Here is a 14,700-nt window from a genome sequence, read left to right as displayed (position 1 = left end):
AGGGGCGGGCCCCGGTGAAGGGACCCGCCCCTGACGGGCTCGCGCGCTTACTGGGTGCCGTCGAGGACCCGGAAGGCGTTGTCGACGAGAACCTTGCTGTTGTTCCACCACACGGCGAGCAGCCCGCGCTGACCCGTGGGCCGGCGGTTGGAGCCGAGGATGTGCGGCACCAGCTCGACGTTCATGCCGATGCGGTCGACGATCAGGAACTGGCGGAAGTCGCCGTACAGCAGGAAGCGGTCGGCCGCCGCGTGCGTCGCGGGCATGGCCGACGCCTCGTAGGCCGGGCGGCCCAGCAGCTCCGGCGGCATGCCGTTGCCGATCCGCTCCCACAGCGCGTGGGAGTCGGAGGTGCCGAACTGGCGGATCTTGTTGTAGATCGTGTGGTTCGCCATGTACACGGCGTTGGCGCGGAAGCGCGGCGGGAGGGCCTGCTCCAGCGCGTACACGTCGCCGACAACGAAGGCGCCCGTGGTCGCCACGCTAACGTTCGAGCTGGTGGCCAGGGTGGTCAGGATGCCGTTCGCGTTCGGGGCGACACCGTCGCCGGTGAAGAAGGAGTCGGACTCCTCCTCTTCCTTCGCGTCGGCGAGGATCGAGGTGACCTCGGACCGCATCTGGCTCCAGTCCTGCTCGACCTCCATCGAGTAGGTCACGAAGCCGGTGACGCGCTCCGCCTTAACGGTGGGCTGCGCCAGGGACGGGTCCGTGGCCGCGACCTCCGAAGCCTCCGCCGAGCGCGACACAGTGACGCCGGCGCTCGTCACGCCCTGCCACTCCTTGCCGACAATCTGGACCTGCCGCGCGACCGAGCGCAGCGGGTTGATGCGGCCGTCGTTCGTCAGGATCACGGTGGGGTCGAGCTGGAACGGCACGGCGTAGCCACCGGTCGCACCGGAGCCGACCGCGAGAGCGGCGCGCTCCTCGCTGGTGAGGCCGTTCGTGTGGAGCTGCGATGCGACCTTGCCGAAGGCGCGCTCGTAGACCGGAGAGCCGGTGGCCAGCATGCGTCGCGCCAGCTCGCCTTCCTTGTTGTCCACGTTTTCGAGCAGGAACGCCGCACGATCCTGGGCGGCCTCACGGTTCTCGACGCCCGGGAAGCGGCTGATCTCGATCGCACGCATGGCGTTGTCGCGGAACAGCGCGCCCATCTCGTCGACCGAGCGAGCCTTGGTGCGGATCGCCGAGAGGTCGTAGATGTTGGTATCACGACGGTGGAAGGCCGGCGACGAGCTGAAGCGACGCTCCGAAGGGGCGCGAACCTCAGGCTCGTCGTGGGTGGCCTCGTTCTCGGCCAGCTCGTGGAGGCGGGCGAGGCGAGCCTCCGCCGCCTTGATGGCGCGGCCGTGCTCGTCGAACTCGCGCGACAGGCTGTCCCACTCGGAACGGATGTCGACGGGCAGTTCAGCGCCGGAGTACTCGTTGTCGATGTCGGAGAGGCGCTGCCGGATCTCATCCCGGCGAGCCCGCCGCTCCTCAATGGTCATTACGTCCATTGGGACACTTGCCTTTCGAATATTCAGTTTTTGTTCAGTTGTCGCGGGCTTGCTCCGCCCGCTTTCGTGTCCCTCAGGAGTGGTGCCCGCTGGGGCGGCGACGCCTTCGGGTGCTGCCCGCTCTTCGTCGGTCTCCTCTGCCGGGACCACCGACGTGTCGGGAAGTTCGTCGGAGCTGGTCCGGACGCATTCCTGGATGAACGCCTCGCGGTCCTCTTCGGTCAGGTCTGCGGACCGGACCCCGACCGAGGTCTGGCTGTAGGCGGGGGTCGAGACGGGGCCGGCCTCGAAGAGCCGGACCTCCTGGATCTCGCGGTTCAGCGGGCCCCGCTCGCCGGCGTCGTAGAGGAGTTCGTACAGCTCCTGGTCGCGGACGGCGACGCCGTCCTTGTCGGTCCACCGGTCGCGGGTGACAGCGAACTTGAAGCTCATGCCGCGTATGGCCTGGGCCTCGATCGCCTGGCGGACGGGCTCGACGACCTCGTTCTTGAAGAGCCGGCCCTCGACCTTGAGGCCGCGCTCGTCCTCGACGAGGGAGGTGTAGACGCCGATCGGGGTGGAGCCGACGCGGGTGTCGCGGCCGTGGTCCCACTGCATGATCGGGGTGCGCTCGCGGAGCGTCTTCCGGAAGGCGCCGGGCGCGATGGTCTCGTTGAAGCGGCCTTCCCACGAGTTGATCTCGGTGGGCGCGTTGAACACTGCGGCGTATCCGGAGAGGGACCTGCCGTCGCCGTGCCCTTCGGGGCCTGCTCTCTCTTCGCTCTGATCACGGGGCGTGAACATGAAGTCGACGTCCCGCACGCAGAGATGCTTCTGCATCTCCTTCTCCCTATTAAGTTGTTTTGCGGTGGTGCGGTTACTTTGTCGGCTTCTTCGGCGGAGCCGCCTTCTTGGCAGGGGACTTCTTCGCTGGGGCTGTGTTCTTGGCCGGCGGCTTCTTCTCGCCCGGCTTCGGCTTCTGGCTCGGGGGCGGCTTCGGTGCCGCCTTCTTCTTCGGGTCAGGCTTCTTCGGAGGCGTCGTCGCCATCGCGGGATCCCTTTGGTTGTGCCGGGGGCTTGGCGCCCGGCCTCTGCTGCCCAATGGCCGGGCGGCCGGCTGCGCCGGGCCCGGTCGCGGGCTGGAGCTTCCCGGCCTTCGAGCCCGGGGCCGCCGGCTGCTGCTTGACCGGCTTCCCGTTCTGGTCCACGACCTTGGTCGGCGGACCGTCGGGCATCGGCGGCTGAAGCTGGACGCTGAACAGGCCGGTGTGCTTCAGCTTCCGCCAGTCGCCGGTGCAGCCGCTCTCCATGAGGGCTTCGATGGCCGAGTCCTGGGTCCAGCCCTGCATGACCAGCCCCTGGAGGATGTCCGCCTCCTGGGCGAGCACCTTGGCCTTCTCCGAGATGTCGTCGCGGAGGAAGGAGATGTGGCGGTCGTCGTAGTGCAGCCGGGCTCCTTCCGGGACCCGGACCAGCGGGCGGTACGCCTGGCAGACCGACTCCCAAAGAGGGCGCATCTCGCCGTCCGCCCAGGCGTCCTTGGCCGCCTTGAAGTTGCCGGCGTTCAGCGAGGAGCCCTGCATGCCCTCGGAGAGCCCGACGATGACGGGGTGGACGCGGGCCGCTGCCGCGATCCTGGTCTCGCCGGCGCCCTGGGTGGCCTTGAAGTCGAGCTGCCGCAGGTCGTACATCAGGGGGGTGATGTCAGCGCCGCCGCCGACGAAGAGCGGCTTGTAGGCGTTGTCAGCGCCCTGGTGCGACTCCCGCATCGTGCGGATGAACTCTTTGAACTGCTCGTTCGTGACCGTCTCTTTGAAGGACATGGCGAACGAGGGGGTGGCGGCGTTGTCGAAGAACTTCCCCTTGTGCTTCGTCGCCGCCTTGTCCGACATGATCTCCCGGATGACTGGGGTCAGCCACGACATCCCCTTGTACTGCGCCTCAGGGTCGGGGGTCGGCGCCCAGTGGGCGAACCGGCTGCTGCCGACCTCGTAGAACTTCCACCGGGTGGGGTCCGGGTTGCCGCCCGGCATGTAGATCCAGCCGGCGATGTCGGACTGCACCGCCTCGTCGGGCGGAGCGGTGAGGATCGTGCGGACCCAGTTCGGCCGCAGGACCCGTAGCCGGCTCACCGGGACGGCGCCCCTGCTGGTCGTCTCCCGGACGACGTAGTGGTTCCCGGCGAGGTCGGCCTGCTGGATGGCGCGGTTCAGGAGCCCGATGGTGGAACCGCCGACTGGCCACGGCTCCTCGAAGATCTTTAGCTCCTTGGTGCCGAAGAGGTCGCCGGGCCGGCCGGCCTGCATCTTCTGCCACTGGAACCGGGCCTGCGAGAAGAGCCGCATGCGGGCGACCATGCAGGCGAAGACGATCCCGTCGGCCTTGAAGGCCTGCTGCACGTAGCCCTCGAAGTCGTGCTCGATGGCCTCGTAATTCTCCCCGGCCGCCCCACCCTGGGATACGGGGTAGTCCAGTCCCTGATACTTGATGACCTGCTGGTAGAGGTCGTCAAGAGTCAGCCGCTCCTCCTCCGATTTTCCCTTGAAGAGCGAGGACCAGATCTTAGCCATCGTCGTCCTCCCTCTTGTCGGTGAATAGCGTCGTCACGAGCACAGCCGCACCGCCGCCTATCAGCCCGTATGGGCCGAAGAGCCAGGAGAAGCCGGCGGTGAGCAGCAGGATCGACATGAGGATTGCGCACAGCGCCTCGCGGGTCGTCATATGTCGTCCAATCCGGCATAGAAGAATGGCGTGGCAGCTTTGGGCTTCTCGAAGAGGATCTTCCGGTAGCCCCAAGCGGCCAGGGTTGCCGCCACCAGCGGCGTGATATCCGACGCCGACGTCTTCTTGTCCCACGCCCATTTGTCGGCCAGCATGCGCTTGTCGGCGCCGGCAACCGCCGAATTCAGGGTGGGCTGTCCGATGTGGACTATGTCCGCGACCTCGCCCCTGCGCGGCTGGACCCCTGAGAAGAACTGGCCGCACCCCTGGGCGTACTCGGCCGTGGTCGGTGAGATCACGGTGACGCCCTGGTGCTCCAGCTGGTCGACGAGCGAGCCGGCCTGGGAGACCTTGTCGACGACGACGGCGTCGGGCTTGACCCGGTCCCAGATCTCCTTGACGCGCCTGACCACCCAGTCGACGCCGGGCCGATGGTCGACGCTCAGCTCGTCGGACGTGATCTCGACGTGTAGGCAGGTGCCGTTGGAGCCGCAGACCGCCACCGCCGAGAACTCGCGGTTGGGGCTGACGTCCACGGCGAGCACCTTGATGCTGCTGGCCTCGACCTCGGAGTTCTCGTCGAGCCGAGCCTGCCAGGCCTTCTCGTCGATGACCGACCACTGGTCGCCCTGGACGGGCCAGCGGCCCACCGACAGGCGCTCGACCTTGAACGCCTCCCCACCAGGGTCGGCCCGCCGCTCGTTGTCGACGGTCTCGTACGAGATACGGATGCCGTAGCCGGGGTTCGTCTTGGCCCAGACCTCCTCGTCGTCGAGGGAGTCGTGCTCGTCGCAGCCGGGCACGCAGAAGTCGTTGCAGACGTCGGCGGACCACTCGGCGAAGAACAGGTAGGGGTCGAGATCGCCGGATTCGAGGGCCTTGAGCGCCCGCTGCCGGACCATGCCGAACTCGTACGCGTCCTCCAGGCCGGCGGATCCGGTGAAGAAGAGCTGCGGGTTCGGCTGCGCGGACAGGGTGGGCCGCAGCGCCATCATCGACTCGTTGTCCAGGAACATGGCCTCGTCCAGGACGACGAGCTGGGGCGAGAACCCTCGGCCGAGCTTCTTGGTGCGCGTCTTGAACAGGAGCCGCGCGCCGTTCTTCAGCTCGATGCGCTCCTTGCCGTTCGCCTCGTAGGCGCCCTTGAGCTGCTTGTTCAGGACGGGGGTGTCCTGGATCAGGGCGGCGACGCGCCTGAAGTGCTCGCCCGAGGTGGCGAAGTCCTGGGCGGAGTGAATGATCGTTTTTTCGCTGAAGCGGGGAAGGAAAAGGCCCGCGAGTTCGCGGGCCTCCAGAATGCTTCCCTTTCCGTTCTGCCGGGCTACTACGAGCCCGACGTCGCGGGCCGCCCACATTCGTTCCATTTTCTTCGTGAATGGATTGATGAATGTGTCGGCCCGCTGCGCGCACGCGTTGATCAGGAACCATTGCTGCCACGGATCCAGCTCAAGGCCAGCCATAGCGGCGAGTTCGATGGCGTCGCGCCCCAGGCTGAAATCAACGGCCGCCGGTGGAAGGTGGGAAATCCGGGGGCGCTGATGACCAATCAGCCTCCCTCGCGATGAGGCGGTCAAATTCGTCCACCTCCCCGTCCGGATCCGATATAGCGGCAATGTCCTCGATCAGCTTCTGGAGCCTCAGGACAAGCGCGGAAAGCTCACCGGTGCGCATCTGCGTCATGTAGCAGGTCTTGCACCGGTTGCCTTCCAATTCGTGTGCGACGAAATCCCTCATCGCGATCAGTGACTCCCGGTAGTCACCCCTCTTGACGACCTCTTCGAGGTTCGGCCGGGGGGCGAAGAACTCCATCTCGTCGGCCATCGCCATCACCTCAGCGGGGCCGGGAAGGACGTCGGGTTGCCCTTGTCCTGGCGGTGCAGGAGGTAGACCACCGAGCAGAGCTGGGCGGTCGAGCCGACGTCGGCGATGTCCACGCTCAGGTAGTTGTCGGCGTCAGGGAGCTGGTCGGCGCGGACGTTGAACAGGATGAGCTGCTGAGACTCGGCCGAGGTGCCGGCGCCGCCGGGATCCGTGATCGTCGCCGCAGCAGGCTGCGCCACCCGCGTCCAGGTCTCGTCGCCGTCGAGAGTCGCTTCCGACTTCACGTAGTACTCGGTTATGACCGGCAGGTTCGTGGTGACGCCCCCGGTGCTGGCGGTGTGCGACTTCAGGGTGATCACCGGGTCCTCTTTGGAGCCCTGCACCGTGGTGCTGACCGTCACCGTGCCGCCCGTCAGCCCCGTCGGCGTGACCGTCACCTGCGGGACGTTCACGCCCTGGTACTGCCCGCCGAACGTCAGAGTGATGGTGCCCGGGAGCGGCCCGCCGCTGACCGTGACGTCGCCGGGGGCGATGTTCGACAAGGCCTCCAGCGCCGCCTGCACCGTTGCTGCTGCGGCGTTGTACGCGATGCTGCCCGTGGTCTGCCCGTCGAAGGTGATAGTGATGGTGCCGGCCGTGGCGCTGCCCAGGTTGATGGTCTGCTGCTCGTTGACGTCGGCGGCGCCGGCGCCCTTGAGGATGAGCACATCGACGCTCCTGATGAGCGCCATGCTGATCCGCTTGCCCGTCGAACCGGCGGCGGCGAGGTTCACAGGCGCCTGGCCGATAGAGATGTCGTAATCTCCCAGGCTCGTGGTGGAGGACATGTCGCCTTACCTCAGCGGGGCCGGGAAGGACGTCGGGTCGGCCTTGTCGTGCTTGTGGATGATGTAGAACGCGGCGCCGAGCTGCGCCGCAGCGCCCGGGTCGGCGATGTCGATGCTCAGGTAGTTGTCCGTCTGCGGGAGCTGATCCGCGCGCACGTTGATGACGATGATCTGCTCGTTGTCGGCGACGCCCGTCACCGTTGCTGCCGCCGCCTGGCTCACCTTCGTCCAGGTCTCGTCGCCGTCGAGGGTCGCCTCGCTCTTGTGGTGGTACTCGGTGATCACGGCGAGGTTCGAGGTCACGCCGCCGGTGCTGGCGGTGTGCGACTTCAGGGTGATGGTCGGGGCCTGGCCCGCCGTGCCGGCCGCCTTGAGCAGGACGATGTCGACGCTCTTGACGTTGGTCATGTTGAGGCGGTGGCCCGTGTTGTTGCCGGCCGCGAGGTCCACGGGGGTAAGGGCGGACGAGATGTCGTAGTCAGGGCCGAGGCCGTTGTTGGAGGCCATCTTGCGGTGCCTTTCGGTCCGGCGAGCGCGCTCGCGGTGTCGGTAGGTAGGGTGGGCGGCAGCCTGCGCCGATATGGCGTGCGTGGGTGAGGCCCGGCGCCCGTGGGTATCCCCCGGGGGCAGTACCGCCGGGCCGCCTTCCGCCTGGGTGCCCCTAGGATGCGCGGCATGGAGAATTGCGCCCGGTGCGACAGCAAGTTCAGCCCTGATAACACGCGGGATGCGCTCAAGCTTCATTACCCGGAGGCTGACTACCACCTGACGTACCAGGGAGCCGTCTGCTTCGACTGCGTCGATGACGAGATCGATAACGGTCTGGACGGAGAGGTCTGGTTCGAGTGCGAGGAGTGCGAGGGCACCAAGAAGGTCAGCGTCCCGTATGAGGGAGACGAGCGCGTCTCAACACTCGAAGACTGTCCGAACTGCGGCGCTCTCGGATTCTGGCAAGGTACGACTGATGATCTTCCATCGGACAGAAGGCGAATTTTTGACTTCTGACCGTTAGGTCGTCCCTGGCGCGGATGCGCAAGGTTGAAGAGACCACCGATGGTGCTATGGAGCGCTTCGCAAATTCCTCGCCCTGTGGCTCGGGGGTCCTCCATGATGGCGGGCATGCACCCTCGTGACGAAGAGACATGGCGCGCGATCGACCAGGGAACCCGCGCGATCGACTGGGAGGCGTGGTTCGGTAGTCCGGAGGGCGCCGACTACCTCACCCCCGCTGGTCACGCTGTGACCGAACGCGCAGTAGCCGGCCTCACCGAGTTCTTCGCCAGCAGGTGGCTGCCGAGGGCAGTGAGCCCTTCCTCCGTCTCAGGCCGGGCTGACGACACGGTCGTGGGCCTGGGCCGATTTTCCCCTGTTCTCCAGATCTTGAACGGGGCTGCTCCAGGGGCGTGGGTGGAGGCGGTGCGATGGTGGGCCGCATACGCCTACCTGGAGCAAGCCCGGGTGAGCGGGCTCCCCACGGTCAAGAGAGACGCCCGCCAGGACGTCACCCTGTCCCGCTTCCTGCACACCCAGACCCAGGCCCGCCTCGCTCTCATAGGGGCAGCCCGGGGGCTTCAAGTCGAGCTGGAGCCTGCGAAGGACAGTGGCGGTCCTGGGGATATCCGCCTCGGACCGGTCTTCATCGAGGTCGTGACTTTCGCCGAGGACCAGAAGTTCAAGGACTACGAGCGCTTCCACCACAACTGCCGGACGCACCTCTTCTCGCTCGACAGGGGCCGAGAGATCTACTGGGAAGGAGACTTCCCGGAACCTATCTCCGGCAGCGACTTCGCGAGGTGGAAGGCGCAGACCGCAGAAGCGGCACAGCGGTGCGCGGAAACCGGGGACTCGATCGACGTGCTCAGCGATGCCGGGAGACGGCTGACCGTCCACCCGGGCACAGCGCCCCAGGGCACCGTCCTGTCCGGGGCACCCGTGGAAAGCGACCAGGGCCGGAGGCTGCTGAGCAAGGTGCGCGGCAAGTGCCTCAAGACAAAAGGGGCTGGCACCGCTTGGATCTGGGTCGAGGACCACAGTGGTCTCTTCCACTTCCTCACGCCCTTCGCCGGGATGCCGCTCGCCGCGAAGGCGGATGCCCTCGCGGACCTGCTGGGCCCCCTACTGGCGGAACACGTCCACGTCGCCGGCATCGTCGTCTCGAACGGCGCGCGCCGCCGCCTGCCGCTCCCACCGAACGAGGACGCGCTTCGTCCTGCCGCGCAAGGGTTCCGCCGTGCGCTTCCCCTCGACCGGGTCCGCGAGACGATCGTGATTCCCAGGCGGATCATGCTGGCCGAGCAGACCGCACTGATCGCCAGAATGTGCGACGCGGAAGCTGACTCGCTGGACTGGGCTCTGGGCAAGCTCGGAGTGCCCGGAGGCGTAGCCTCGCTGCTCGCCGGTTCCTCGGCACCGCAGCGGAATTCCCTGCTGTGGACCCCTTAACTTGGCTGGGCTCTGGCAGGCGAGGAGAATGACCCCACAGGGGGCTCGCACGGAAGAAGAGCGCCATGAGCCGTCTCGGAGCCAGCATCGTCCTCGTCCTGGCGGCGGGCGTCGCCGCAGTCGGCTGCGGAGGTGGCGGCGACAGCGACCCTGAGCCGACGCAGCAGGAAACCACCCAGAGCGCAGCCAAACGGCAGGATGCTGGCTTCCTCGCGCTGCTTGACGAGCACGGGGTGCTCTCAACGAAGTCGGACGCCGAACTGGTCGAGCTGGCGCACGTGGTCTGCGAGCAGGCCGACCTCCTTCCGGACTGGGCCGAAGGCATCGCTGGCCAGCTCCGGGGCAAGGACCCCTCGCTGAACGCGGAGGAGTCCCGGACGGTCCTCCAGGCAGCGGTGAAGACCTACTGCCCGGAGGCCGGCTGATCACGAGGGCCTACCGGTCCGTCACGCGGATTCCGATCGTGCGCTCGTCGGTCCGGCCCTGGTTGGTCGTGATCCGGCAGGCCACCTTGTAGGTGGTGCCGAGCGTGCCGCCGCTGAGCCAACAGGTGACCTTGGACGCGGTGTTGGACTGGCTGTCCTTCGTCAGGCCGGGGTCGACCGTGACAACCGGGGTGCCGGTGATCGACTCGCCGGTCGCCAGCCAGTTGGTCCAGTCGAAGGCCCAGTCCAGTACGGCCTCCGGGTCTTTCTCCCAGGTCCTCATGAGATCCGTACCTCCAGCACGCGTTCTTCTTCCTGCACGCCCAGCGCACGTGACTCGCGCATGATGAGCAGTTCCTTGGGCTTTTCCATCTGGAGCGTTCGCCGTTCGACGAAGATCCTGAAGATGCGTTCCTCGTTCACGAAGTACGTCCTGTGTCTGGGTGTCGGAGCGACGTCGGCCACCGACGGCCCGTACGCGGTCGCCGTGACGGCGACCGGTTCGGCGTCTGGGTCCACGCGGTTGCCCTGAGCGCTTCCGCCGAGGGCCTGGAGGGAAGCGAGCGCCGGCCCCGCCGCCGTCCCGACGCGCACCATGGCGCCGAAGGCGGGAGCAGACAGCTCCACCGCGTCGGCGGCAGCCTGGAGCACCGCAAGAGCGTCCCGAGCGTCGGCGGTGGCGAGCACTGTCCCCGCGCTCGACGTGATGACGACGACTGGAGGGTTCGCCGACACCAGGGCGCTGGTGGGGCCAGCGGGAGCGCTAGTGACCGGCGCCGTCGAGACCGACGCATTCTGGGCAGCCGCCGAGGCGGAGACCGCATCGCAGGGTGACGTGACGACCGTCAGGCCTCCGCCGGAGACCACCGCAGCGGTGACCAGGCCAGCCGGGGCGTTCCTCTCGGCCGACGAGGAGACGGTCGCGCCGTATGCGGTCGCGGTCCCCTGAGGCGACTCTCCGGCAGCTGCGGGAGAGGCCGCAGCATCCGGGGCCGAAGCTGAGGCCGCCGCCAGGCCCGCCGAGCCGCTGGCGGAGCCGATGGTGCTGACGGTGGCGTTGCTGGCCGTGACGGAGAACGAGACGGCGCCGGTCTGGGTCTGGAGAGCGACGGCCGGCGTCCCGGCAACGGCCGAGGCGACGGCGGACGCCGGGGCGCTCGCCGGGCCCACCACGTGGGTGGGTGCTGTCACCGAAGCGCCGACCTGACCGGCGGTCGCCAGGACGGTGCCAGTGGTCGAGGCGCCGTACGCGGTGTTCGAGGCCGAGCACTCGCCGGAGGTCGCGGAGATCGTCGGCGAGGCGGCAAGGGCAGAGGCCGCAGCCCCTGCGGCTCCTGCCGGAGCGCTAGTGGAGCCCGCGACGGAGACCGTGGCGGCGTGTGCGGACACCGTGGCGCTCGTGGCAGGGGGGAGGGCGCCCAGCGCGGCCGAGCTGGCGTGAGCGCTCGCGGTGACCGCCGCCTGCTGCGCCAGCCCGAGGGAGTCGTCGAGGTCCGTCGCGGGGGCGTTCGCCGATGCCACCGTCGGCGCCACGCCGGCGCCGACGGTGACCACCGGGATAGGGGCAGCAGTGCCGACCGCAGCCGTCACGCTGCCGAGCAAGGCCGCCAGCGCGGGACCCGTGGCGCTGGCGGAGGTTGCGGCCGACGCGTGTCCGGCGGAAGCCCACGCCCCAGGCACTGCCGTGACCGATGCATCACTCGTCGTTACCGCCGCGGTGCCCGTCCCAGCCGACGACCCGGCCGCGAACACCGACTGGTACGAGGTCGCGGCAGCAGCCGGAGCGGAGGGCCTGGAGCCCGCGCTCGCCGTGGCCGCGCTGGCTGCGCCGGACACCGAGACCGCCTCCGCGCTGGCACTCGCGCCCGCAGCGGTGTACGTGATCTCGATCTTGCCCTGGGCGCCGGCACCACCGATCGCGTCGGTGGTCGACTTGGTCATGCCGCCGGCGCCGCCGCCACCGTAGGTGTTGCCGGGGTTGCCGTTGGCCAGGGCGACGTTGCCGGAGCCCGCGCCACCGTTGCCGCCGCCGGCCGAGCCACCGGTGCCGGCCGTGGCACCCGAGGCGTTGCCGCCGACAGCTGTGGAGCCGGCGCCACCGCCGCCGCCACCCGACGTGGAGTTCTGCGTGCCAGCGCCGCCGTTTCCGCCGATGCGGATCGTCGTGCCGATGCAGCCGGTGGAGCTGTTGGTGCGCGCGGCGCCGCTCGATGCCGCCGTCGTCGCCGGGTTGCCACCCAGGCCGCCCTTGGCCGTGCAGCCGGTGGAGGTGGTGCTCAGGAACCAGGTGTCGTTGCCGACGTTCTGGGCTGCCGTGTTGGCTGCTGCGCCGGCCTTGGAGGCGGCGACGCTCAGGTTGTACGTCGTGCCCGGGACGACCGTGAAGACCTTCTCGACGAAGCATCCGCCGCAGCCGCCGCCACCGGCGGCGATGGCGCCCGTACCCGACCCGCCGGCACCGCCGCCGCCCCAGCACCGGACGGTGATCGAGGTGACCCCGGCCGGCGCCTGCCAGGTGCCGGCACCCGTGGTGGTGATGACGTCGGTAGGCACCGACCCACCCCCTTACCCGATCACCTGCGCCATGGGCTTGATCTGCGGGGTCGGCTTGTTCACCGTCACCGGATTCGAGACCGCCGCCGTCGGCGACGCGCGCAGGTCGGCGTCAGCCGCCCGCAGCGCGATCGTGCGCTCGATGGAGTGCGTGATGACGTCAGCGGAGTTGAAGCTGCTGCCGCTGTGGGTGCCGGGCGCCACCTGCACCACACCATCGGTCACCAGGCGCCCGCCGTAGGCCACCGTGTTTCCCCGGTTGCCGTACTGGAGCCGCGTCGTCATGCCGGTCGTCGTGAAGGTGGGCTCCGTCGTGACGGTGCTGCCGCTGCCGCTGTCCTCGCGGCTCGACCGGTAGTGCAGCAGCACCGAAGTCGCCGTGGTGGTGATGCTCGGCGTGCTGACCGTGTCGGTGCCGGTGGTGGACGAGACCTGGTGGGTGCCGCCGAAGTGGTTCCGCGTGTCGACGCCACGGAAGCACGAGATCGCGCCGCAGAAGGGGGTCGTGGCGGCGCTGGCCGTGAAGGCGTAGTTCGCGGGCTCGGCGCCGCTGGGGAGGGACAGGTTGACCAGGACGGGCAGGTGATCATCGGAAGCCGTGTCGTCCACGACCTCGGCAGTCCGGGTGACGATGTCGTTCGACACCAGCACGTAGTCGATCCGCTTGGTAGGCGTCGTCCCGTTGAAGGTGTACCCGTTGCCTTCCCCGGCTTCCTCCCAGGTGTCGAGGTAGACGTTGGTGAGGGTCTGTATTTCCGTGTCATCGGGATCGGCGTTCAGGTCGCCCATGAGGACGGTCAACGTCGGGGTGGCCCCCAATATGGTGTTGATCTCCGTCGTCTGGGTCTCTCGTATCGTGCCGCTCACGGAAGCGTCGAGGTGCGTGTTGGCGAAGGTCACCGCAACGCCATGCACGGTGATGTTCGCTCGCAGCAGCCCCCGCTGCTCGTTGCCCCCGCTCGACAGGGCCGTGTTGCTCGATGACGTTATCGGGTACCGGGACAGGATCGCGGTGCCGTACGAGCCGTCGCCCGCGAAGACGACGTTCTCCCCGAACACGTAGTGGAACCCGAGCTCGCTGGCCAGCCACGCCGCCTGGTCGACGTCGCCGCTGCGGTTGCGAACCTTGTCGACCTCTTGCAGCCCGATGACGTCCGCGCCGGAGTTGGCGATGACGTCCCTGACCGTCGACAGGGTGACGGTGGGGTCGTCCGGCCAGGCGCCGTGATGGATGTTGAAGGACATGACGCGGACGGGCGCCTTCTCGGCGATCTTGTAGTAGACGTCGTTGGTGAAGTTGCCTGACGCGTGGGCGAAGTTGCTCAGCAGCGACCAGCCGCTCGGCGGCGAGATGGTTACGCCACCTGCCTGAAGGAAGGCGATGAGGAAGTCGCCGGCCGTCGTACCTGTGGGCTTGGCGATGGTGCACGAAGACGTGTTGGTGGCCGCACCGGGGTACGAGGTGGGGGTCTTGGTGCCGCCTACGTAGGAGATCGCCACGTCGACCCCCTATTCGTCACACGGTGATGCGGAAGAGCCCGTTGGCGTGCCAGACGATCGTGAAGGTGCCGGTGGTCACCGACTGCGCGCCGCCGAAGTAGTGGTAGCTGATGCCCTGGTCAGCGACGGTGCCCGCAGTGATGCTGTCGTCGTAGACGAGGCAGCCGTACGCGTTGGTGATCGTCACCGTGTTCGCGTGTGTGGTGTCGGCCGCGTCGAACATCACCACGCCGGCGCCCGCGTCCGTTACCGCCTTCGAGGTCAGGGCGATGCCCGCGACCGGCCAGTCGTCTGAACCGTCGGTGTCGTTGAGAGCGTTGGTGCTCGACCAGGTGCCCGTGTTGTATCCCGTGGAGCCGACGGCGGCGTCCTTGTCCGGGGTGATCGAGTTGTTGTAGAGGGCGGCCTTGACCGTGTCGCTGTCGAGGCCCGTGTACCCGGTGCCGCTCGCCTCCTGGGTCATCTTGGCCCACTCGACGAACATGGCGCTTCCAGACCATGCCATGTCAGTTCACTCCGCTTCGTGAGTTCGCGCACGGTGCGAGCACCGCTACGTCGTTGCCGTCGTCGCGAGTCGTCTCGACTCGCATGATCGGGCGCTGTTCGCCGTCGAAGGTGACGGCTTCCTTTCCTACGTAGTCCTCGCGCTCGACGGCCTCGACCTTGCATCGAGTCCCGGCGGGAACGAACGGGGCGGTCAGCCCCTTCAGCCCCCGGCACGTGTGGAAACGCGTGTGGGGCTTGCTCTCGTACGTCACGTCGGTCTGGGTGCAGTTCGGGCACTCCCAGCGCTGCTCCGCCGTGAGGATCGGAACCTTCCTGTTGAGGAGGCTCTTGATGAAGTTCATGCGGGTCCTTCTTAGGCCTGCTGCTGTGTGCTGGCCGTCGGTGTGACTGGAACGTTGGGTCAGGGGGACGCGACGGCAGGTGGTCGAA

At 68.0% G+C, this 14,700-nt stretch carries 15 protein-coding genes; 3 read left to right on the top strand and 12 right to left on the bottom strand.

What is annotated here, in order from left to right; all coding sequences use genetic code 11:
- Window positions 1-47 precede the first annotated feature (47 nt).
- The 7 genes from ACFVQZ_RS03175 to ACFVQZ_RS03145 form a co-directional block, all read right to left on the bottom strand.
- On the bottom strand, window positions 48-2,315 hold the full coding sequence (locus ACFVQZ_RS03175) for a phage major capsid protein (RefSeq protein WP_383619214.1): 2,268 nt from the start codon (window positions 2,313-2,315) through the stop codon (window positions 48-50).
- Between the two features lie 179 nt (window positions 2,316-2,494).
- A complete protein-coding gene (locus ACFVQZ_RS03170) occupies window positions 2,495-4,045 on the bottom strand; it encodes a phage portal protein (RefSeq protein ID WP_383619212.1) in 1,551 nt (516 codons plus the stop codon).
- Complete coding sequence (locus tag ACFVQZ_RS03165) at window positions 4,038-4,196, bottom strand: hypothetical protein (RefSeq protein ID WP_383619210.1); 159 nt, start codon at window positions 4,194-4,196, stop codon at window positions 4,038-4,040. The genes ACFVQZ_RS03170 and ACFVQZ_RS03165 overlap by 8 nt, the downstream gene beginning before the upstream one ends.
- Window positions 4,193-5,560: a terminase gene (locus ACFVQZ_RS03160; RefSeq protein WP_383619209.1), complete on the bottom strand. Its 1,368-nt coding sequence runs from the start codon at window positions 5,558-5,560 to the stop codon at window positions 4,193-4,195. The genes ACFVQZ_RS03165 and ACFVQZ_RS03160 overlap by 4 nt, the downstream gene beginning before the upstream one ends.
- Before the next feature lie 133 nt (window positions 5,561-5,693).
- On the bottom strand, window positions 5,694-6,017 hold the full coding sequence (locus ACFVQZ_RS03155; protein WP_383619207.1) for a hypothetical protein: 324 nt from the start codon (window positions 6,015-6,017) through the stop codon (window positions 5,694-5,696).
- A 5-nt stretch (window positions 6,018-6,022) separates the two neighbouring features.
- Window positions 6,023-6,844, bottom strand: a complete 822-nt coding sequence (locus ACFVQZ_RS03150; protein ID WP_383619205.1) for a hypothetical protein — start codon at window positions 6,842-6,844, stop codon at window positions 6,023-6,025.
- Between the two features lie 6 nt (window positions 6,845-6,850).
- The gene (locus tag ACFVQZ_RS03145; RefSeq protein ID WP_383619203.1) at window positions 6,851-7,351 is read right to left on the bottom strand and encodes a hypothetical protein; all 501 of its coding nucleotides are present in this window, start codon (window positions 7,349-7,351) and stop codon (window positions 6,851-6,853) included.
- A 168-nt stretch (window positions 7,352-7,519) separates the two neighbouring features.
- Between ACFVQZ_RS03145 and ACFVQZ_RS03140 the strand changes: the two genes are divergently transcribed.
- The 3 genes from ACFVQZ_RS03140 to ACFVQZ_RS03130 all read left to right on the top strand — a co-directional run bounded on the left by ACFVQZ_RS03140 (window position 7,520) and on the right by ACFVQZ_RS03130 (window position 9,711).
- Complete coding sequence (locus tag ACFVQZ_RS03140; protein WP_383619201.1) at window positions 7,520-7,849, top strand: hypothetical protein; 330 nt, start codon at window positions 7,520-7,522, stop codon at window positions 7,847-7,849.
- 114 nt (window positions 7,850-7,963) lie between these two features.
- Window positions 7,964-9,286 (top strand): hypothetical protein, encoded by a 1,323-nt coding sequence (locus ACFVQZ_RS03135; protein WP_383619199.1) that lies wholly within the window; start codon window positions 7,964-7,966, stop codon window positions 9,284-9,286.
- A gap of 65 nt (window positions 9,287-9,351) precedes the next feature.
- On the top strand, window positions 9,352-9,711 hold the full coding sequence (locus ACFVQZ_RS03130; protein WP_383619197.1) for a DUF732 domain-containing protein: 360 nt from the start codon (window positions 9,352-9,354) through the stop codon (window positions 9,709-9,711).
- 10 nt (window positions 9,712-9,721) lie between these two features.
- Here ACFVQZ_RS03130 and ACFVQZ_RS03125 read toward each other — a convergent pair whose 3' ends face one another.
- Genes ACFVQZ_RS03125 through ACFVQZ_RS03105 form a run of 5 tightly spaced genes read right to left on the bottom strand, consistent with a single transcriptional unit; the run spans window position 9,722 to window position 14,612 of the window.
- Window positions 9,722-9,994: a hypothetical protein gene (locus ACFVQZ_RS03125; RefSeq protein ID WP_383619195.1), complete on the bottom strand. Its 273-nt coding sequence runs from the start codon at window positions 9,992-9,994 to the stop codon at window positions 9,722-9,724.
- The gene (locus ACFVQZ_RS03120) at window positions 9,991-12,264 is read right to left on the bottom strand and encodes a hypothetical protein (protein WP_383619193.1); all 2,274 of its coding nucleotides are present in this window, start codon (window positions 12,262-12,264) and stop codon (window positions 9,991-9,993) included. Before ACFVQZ_RS03120 ends, ACFVQZ_RS03125 begins: the two co-directional genes overlap by 4 nt.
- A gap of 12 nt (window positions 12,265-12,276) precedes the next feature.
- Window positions 12,277-13,764 (bottom strand): endonuclease/exonuclease/phosphatase family protein, encoded by a 1,488-nt coding sequence (locus tag ACFVQZ_RS03115; RefSeq protein WP_383619191.1) that lies wholly within the window; start codon window positions 13,762-13,764, stop codon window positions 12,277-12,279.
- Between the two features lie 16 nt (window positions 13,765-13,780).
- Window positions 13,781-14,269 carry a hypothetical protein gene (locus ACFVQZ_RS03110; protein ID WP_383619189.1) on the bottom strand — a complete coding sequence of 163 codons (489 nt, stop codon included), beginning with the start codon at window positions 14,267-14,269 and terminating at the stop codon, window positions 13,781-13,783.
- A 1-nt stretch (window position 14,270) separates the two neighbouring features.
- The gene (locus tag ACFVQZ_RS03105; RefSeq protein ID WP_383619188.1) at window positions 14,271-14,612 is read right to left on the bottom strand and encodes a hypothetical protein; all 342 of its coding nucleotides are present in this window, start codon (window positions 14,610-14,612) and stop codon (window positions 14,271-14,273) included.
- Window positions 14,613-14,700 lie beyond the last annotated feature (88 nt).

The sequence above is a fragment of the Streptomyces sp. NPDC057854 genome, assembly GCF_042797055.1.
In the GTDB taxonomy this organism is placed as follows: Bacteria; Actinomycetota; Actinomycetes; order Streptomycetales; family Streptomycetaceae; genus Streptomyces.
Note: the sequence above shows the minus strand (reverse complement) of the source record. Positions and strands in the feature narration are given on the sequence as shown.

Coding starts and splice junctions, on each gene's coding strand:
- ACFVQZ_RS03175 (WP_383619214.1), bottom strand. CDS start 2,315: ATGCAGAAGCATCTCTGCGTGCGGGACGTCGACTTCATGTTCACGCCC.
- ACFVQZ_RS03170 (WP_383619212.1), bottom strand. CDS start 4,045: ATGGCTAAGATCTGGTCCTCGCTCTTCAAGGGAAAATCGGAGGAGGAG.
- ACFVQZ_RS03165 (WP_383619210.1), bottom strand. CDS start 4,196: ATGACGACCCGCGAGGCGCTGTGCGCAATCCTCATGTCGATCCTGCTG.
- ACFVQZ_RS03160 (WP_383619209.1), bottom strand. CDS start 5,560: ATGGAACGAATGTGGGCGGCCCGCGACGTCGGGCTCGTAGTAGCCCGG.
- ACFVQZ_RS03155 (WP_383619207.1), bottom strand. CDS start 6,017: ATGGCCGACGAGATGGAGTTCTTCGCCCCCCGGCCGAACCTCGAAGAG.
- ACFVQZ_RS03150 (WP_383619205.1), bottom strand. CDS start 6,844: ATGTCCTCCACCACGAGCCTGGGAGATTACGACATCTCTATCGGCCAG.
- ACFVQZ_RS03145 (WP_383619203.1), bottom strand. CDS start 7,351: ATGGCCTCCAACAACGGCCTCGGCCCTGACTACGACATCTCGTCCGCC.
- ACFVQZ_RS03140 (WP_383619201.1), top strand. CDS start 7,520: ATGGAGAATTGCGCCCGGTGCGACAGCAAGTTCAGCCCTGATAACACG.
- ACFVQZ_RS03135 (WP_383619199.1), top strand. CDS start 7,964: ATGCACCCTCGTGACGAAGAGACATGGCGCGCGATCGACCAGGGAACC.
- ACFVQZ_RS03130 (WP_383619197.1), top strand. CDS start 9,352: ATGAGCCGTCTCGGAGCCAGCATCGTCCTCGTCCTGGCGGCGGGCGTC.
- ACFVQZ_RS03125 (WP_383619195.1), bottom strand. CDS start 9,994: ATGAGGACCTGGGAGAAAGACCCGGAGGCCGTACTGGACTGGGCCTTC.
- ACFVQZ_RS03110 (WP_383619189.1), bottom strand. CDS start 14,269: ATGGCATGGTCTGGAAGCGCCATGTTCGTCGAGTGGGCCAAGATGACC.
- ACFVQZ_RS03105 (WP_383619188.1), bottom strand. CDS start 14,612: ATGAACTTCATCAAGAGCCTCCTCAACAGGAAGGTTCCGATCCTCACG.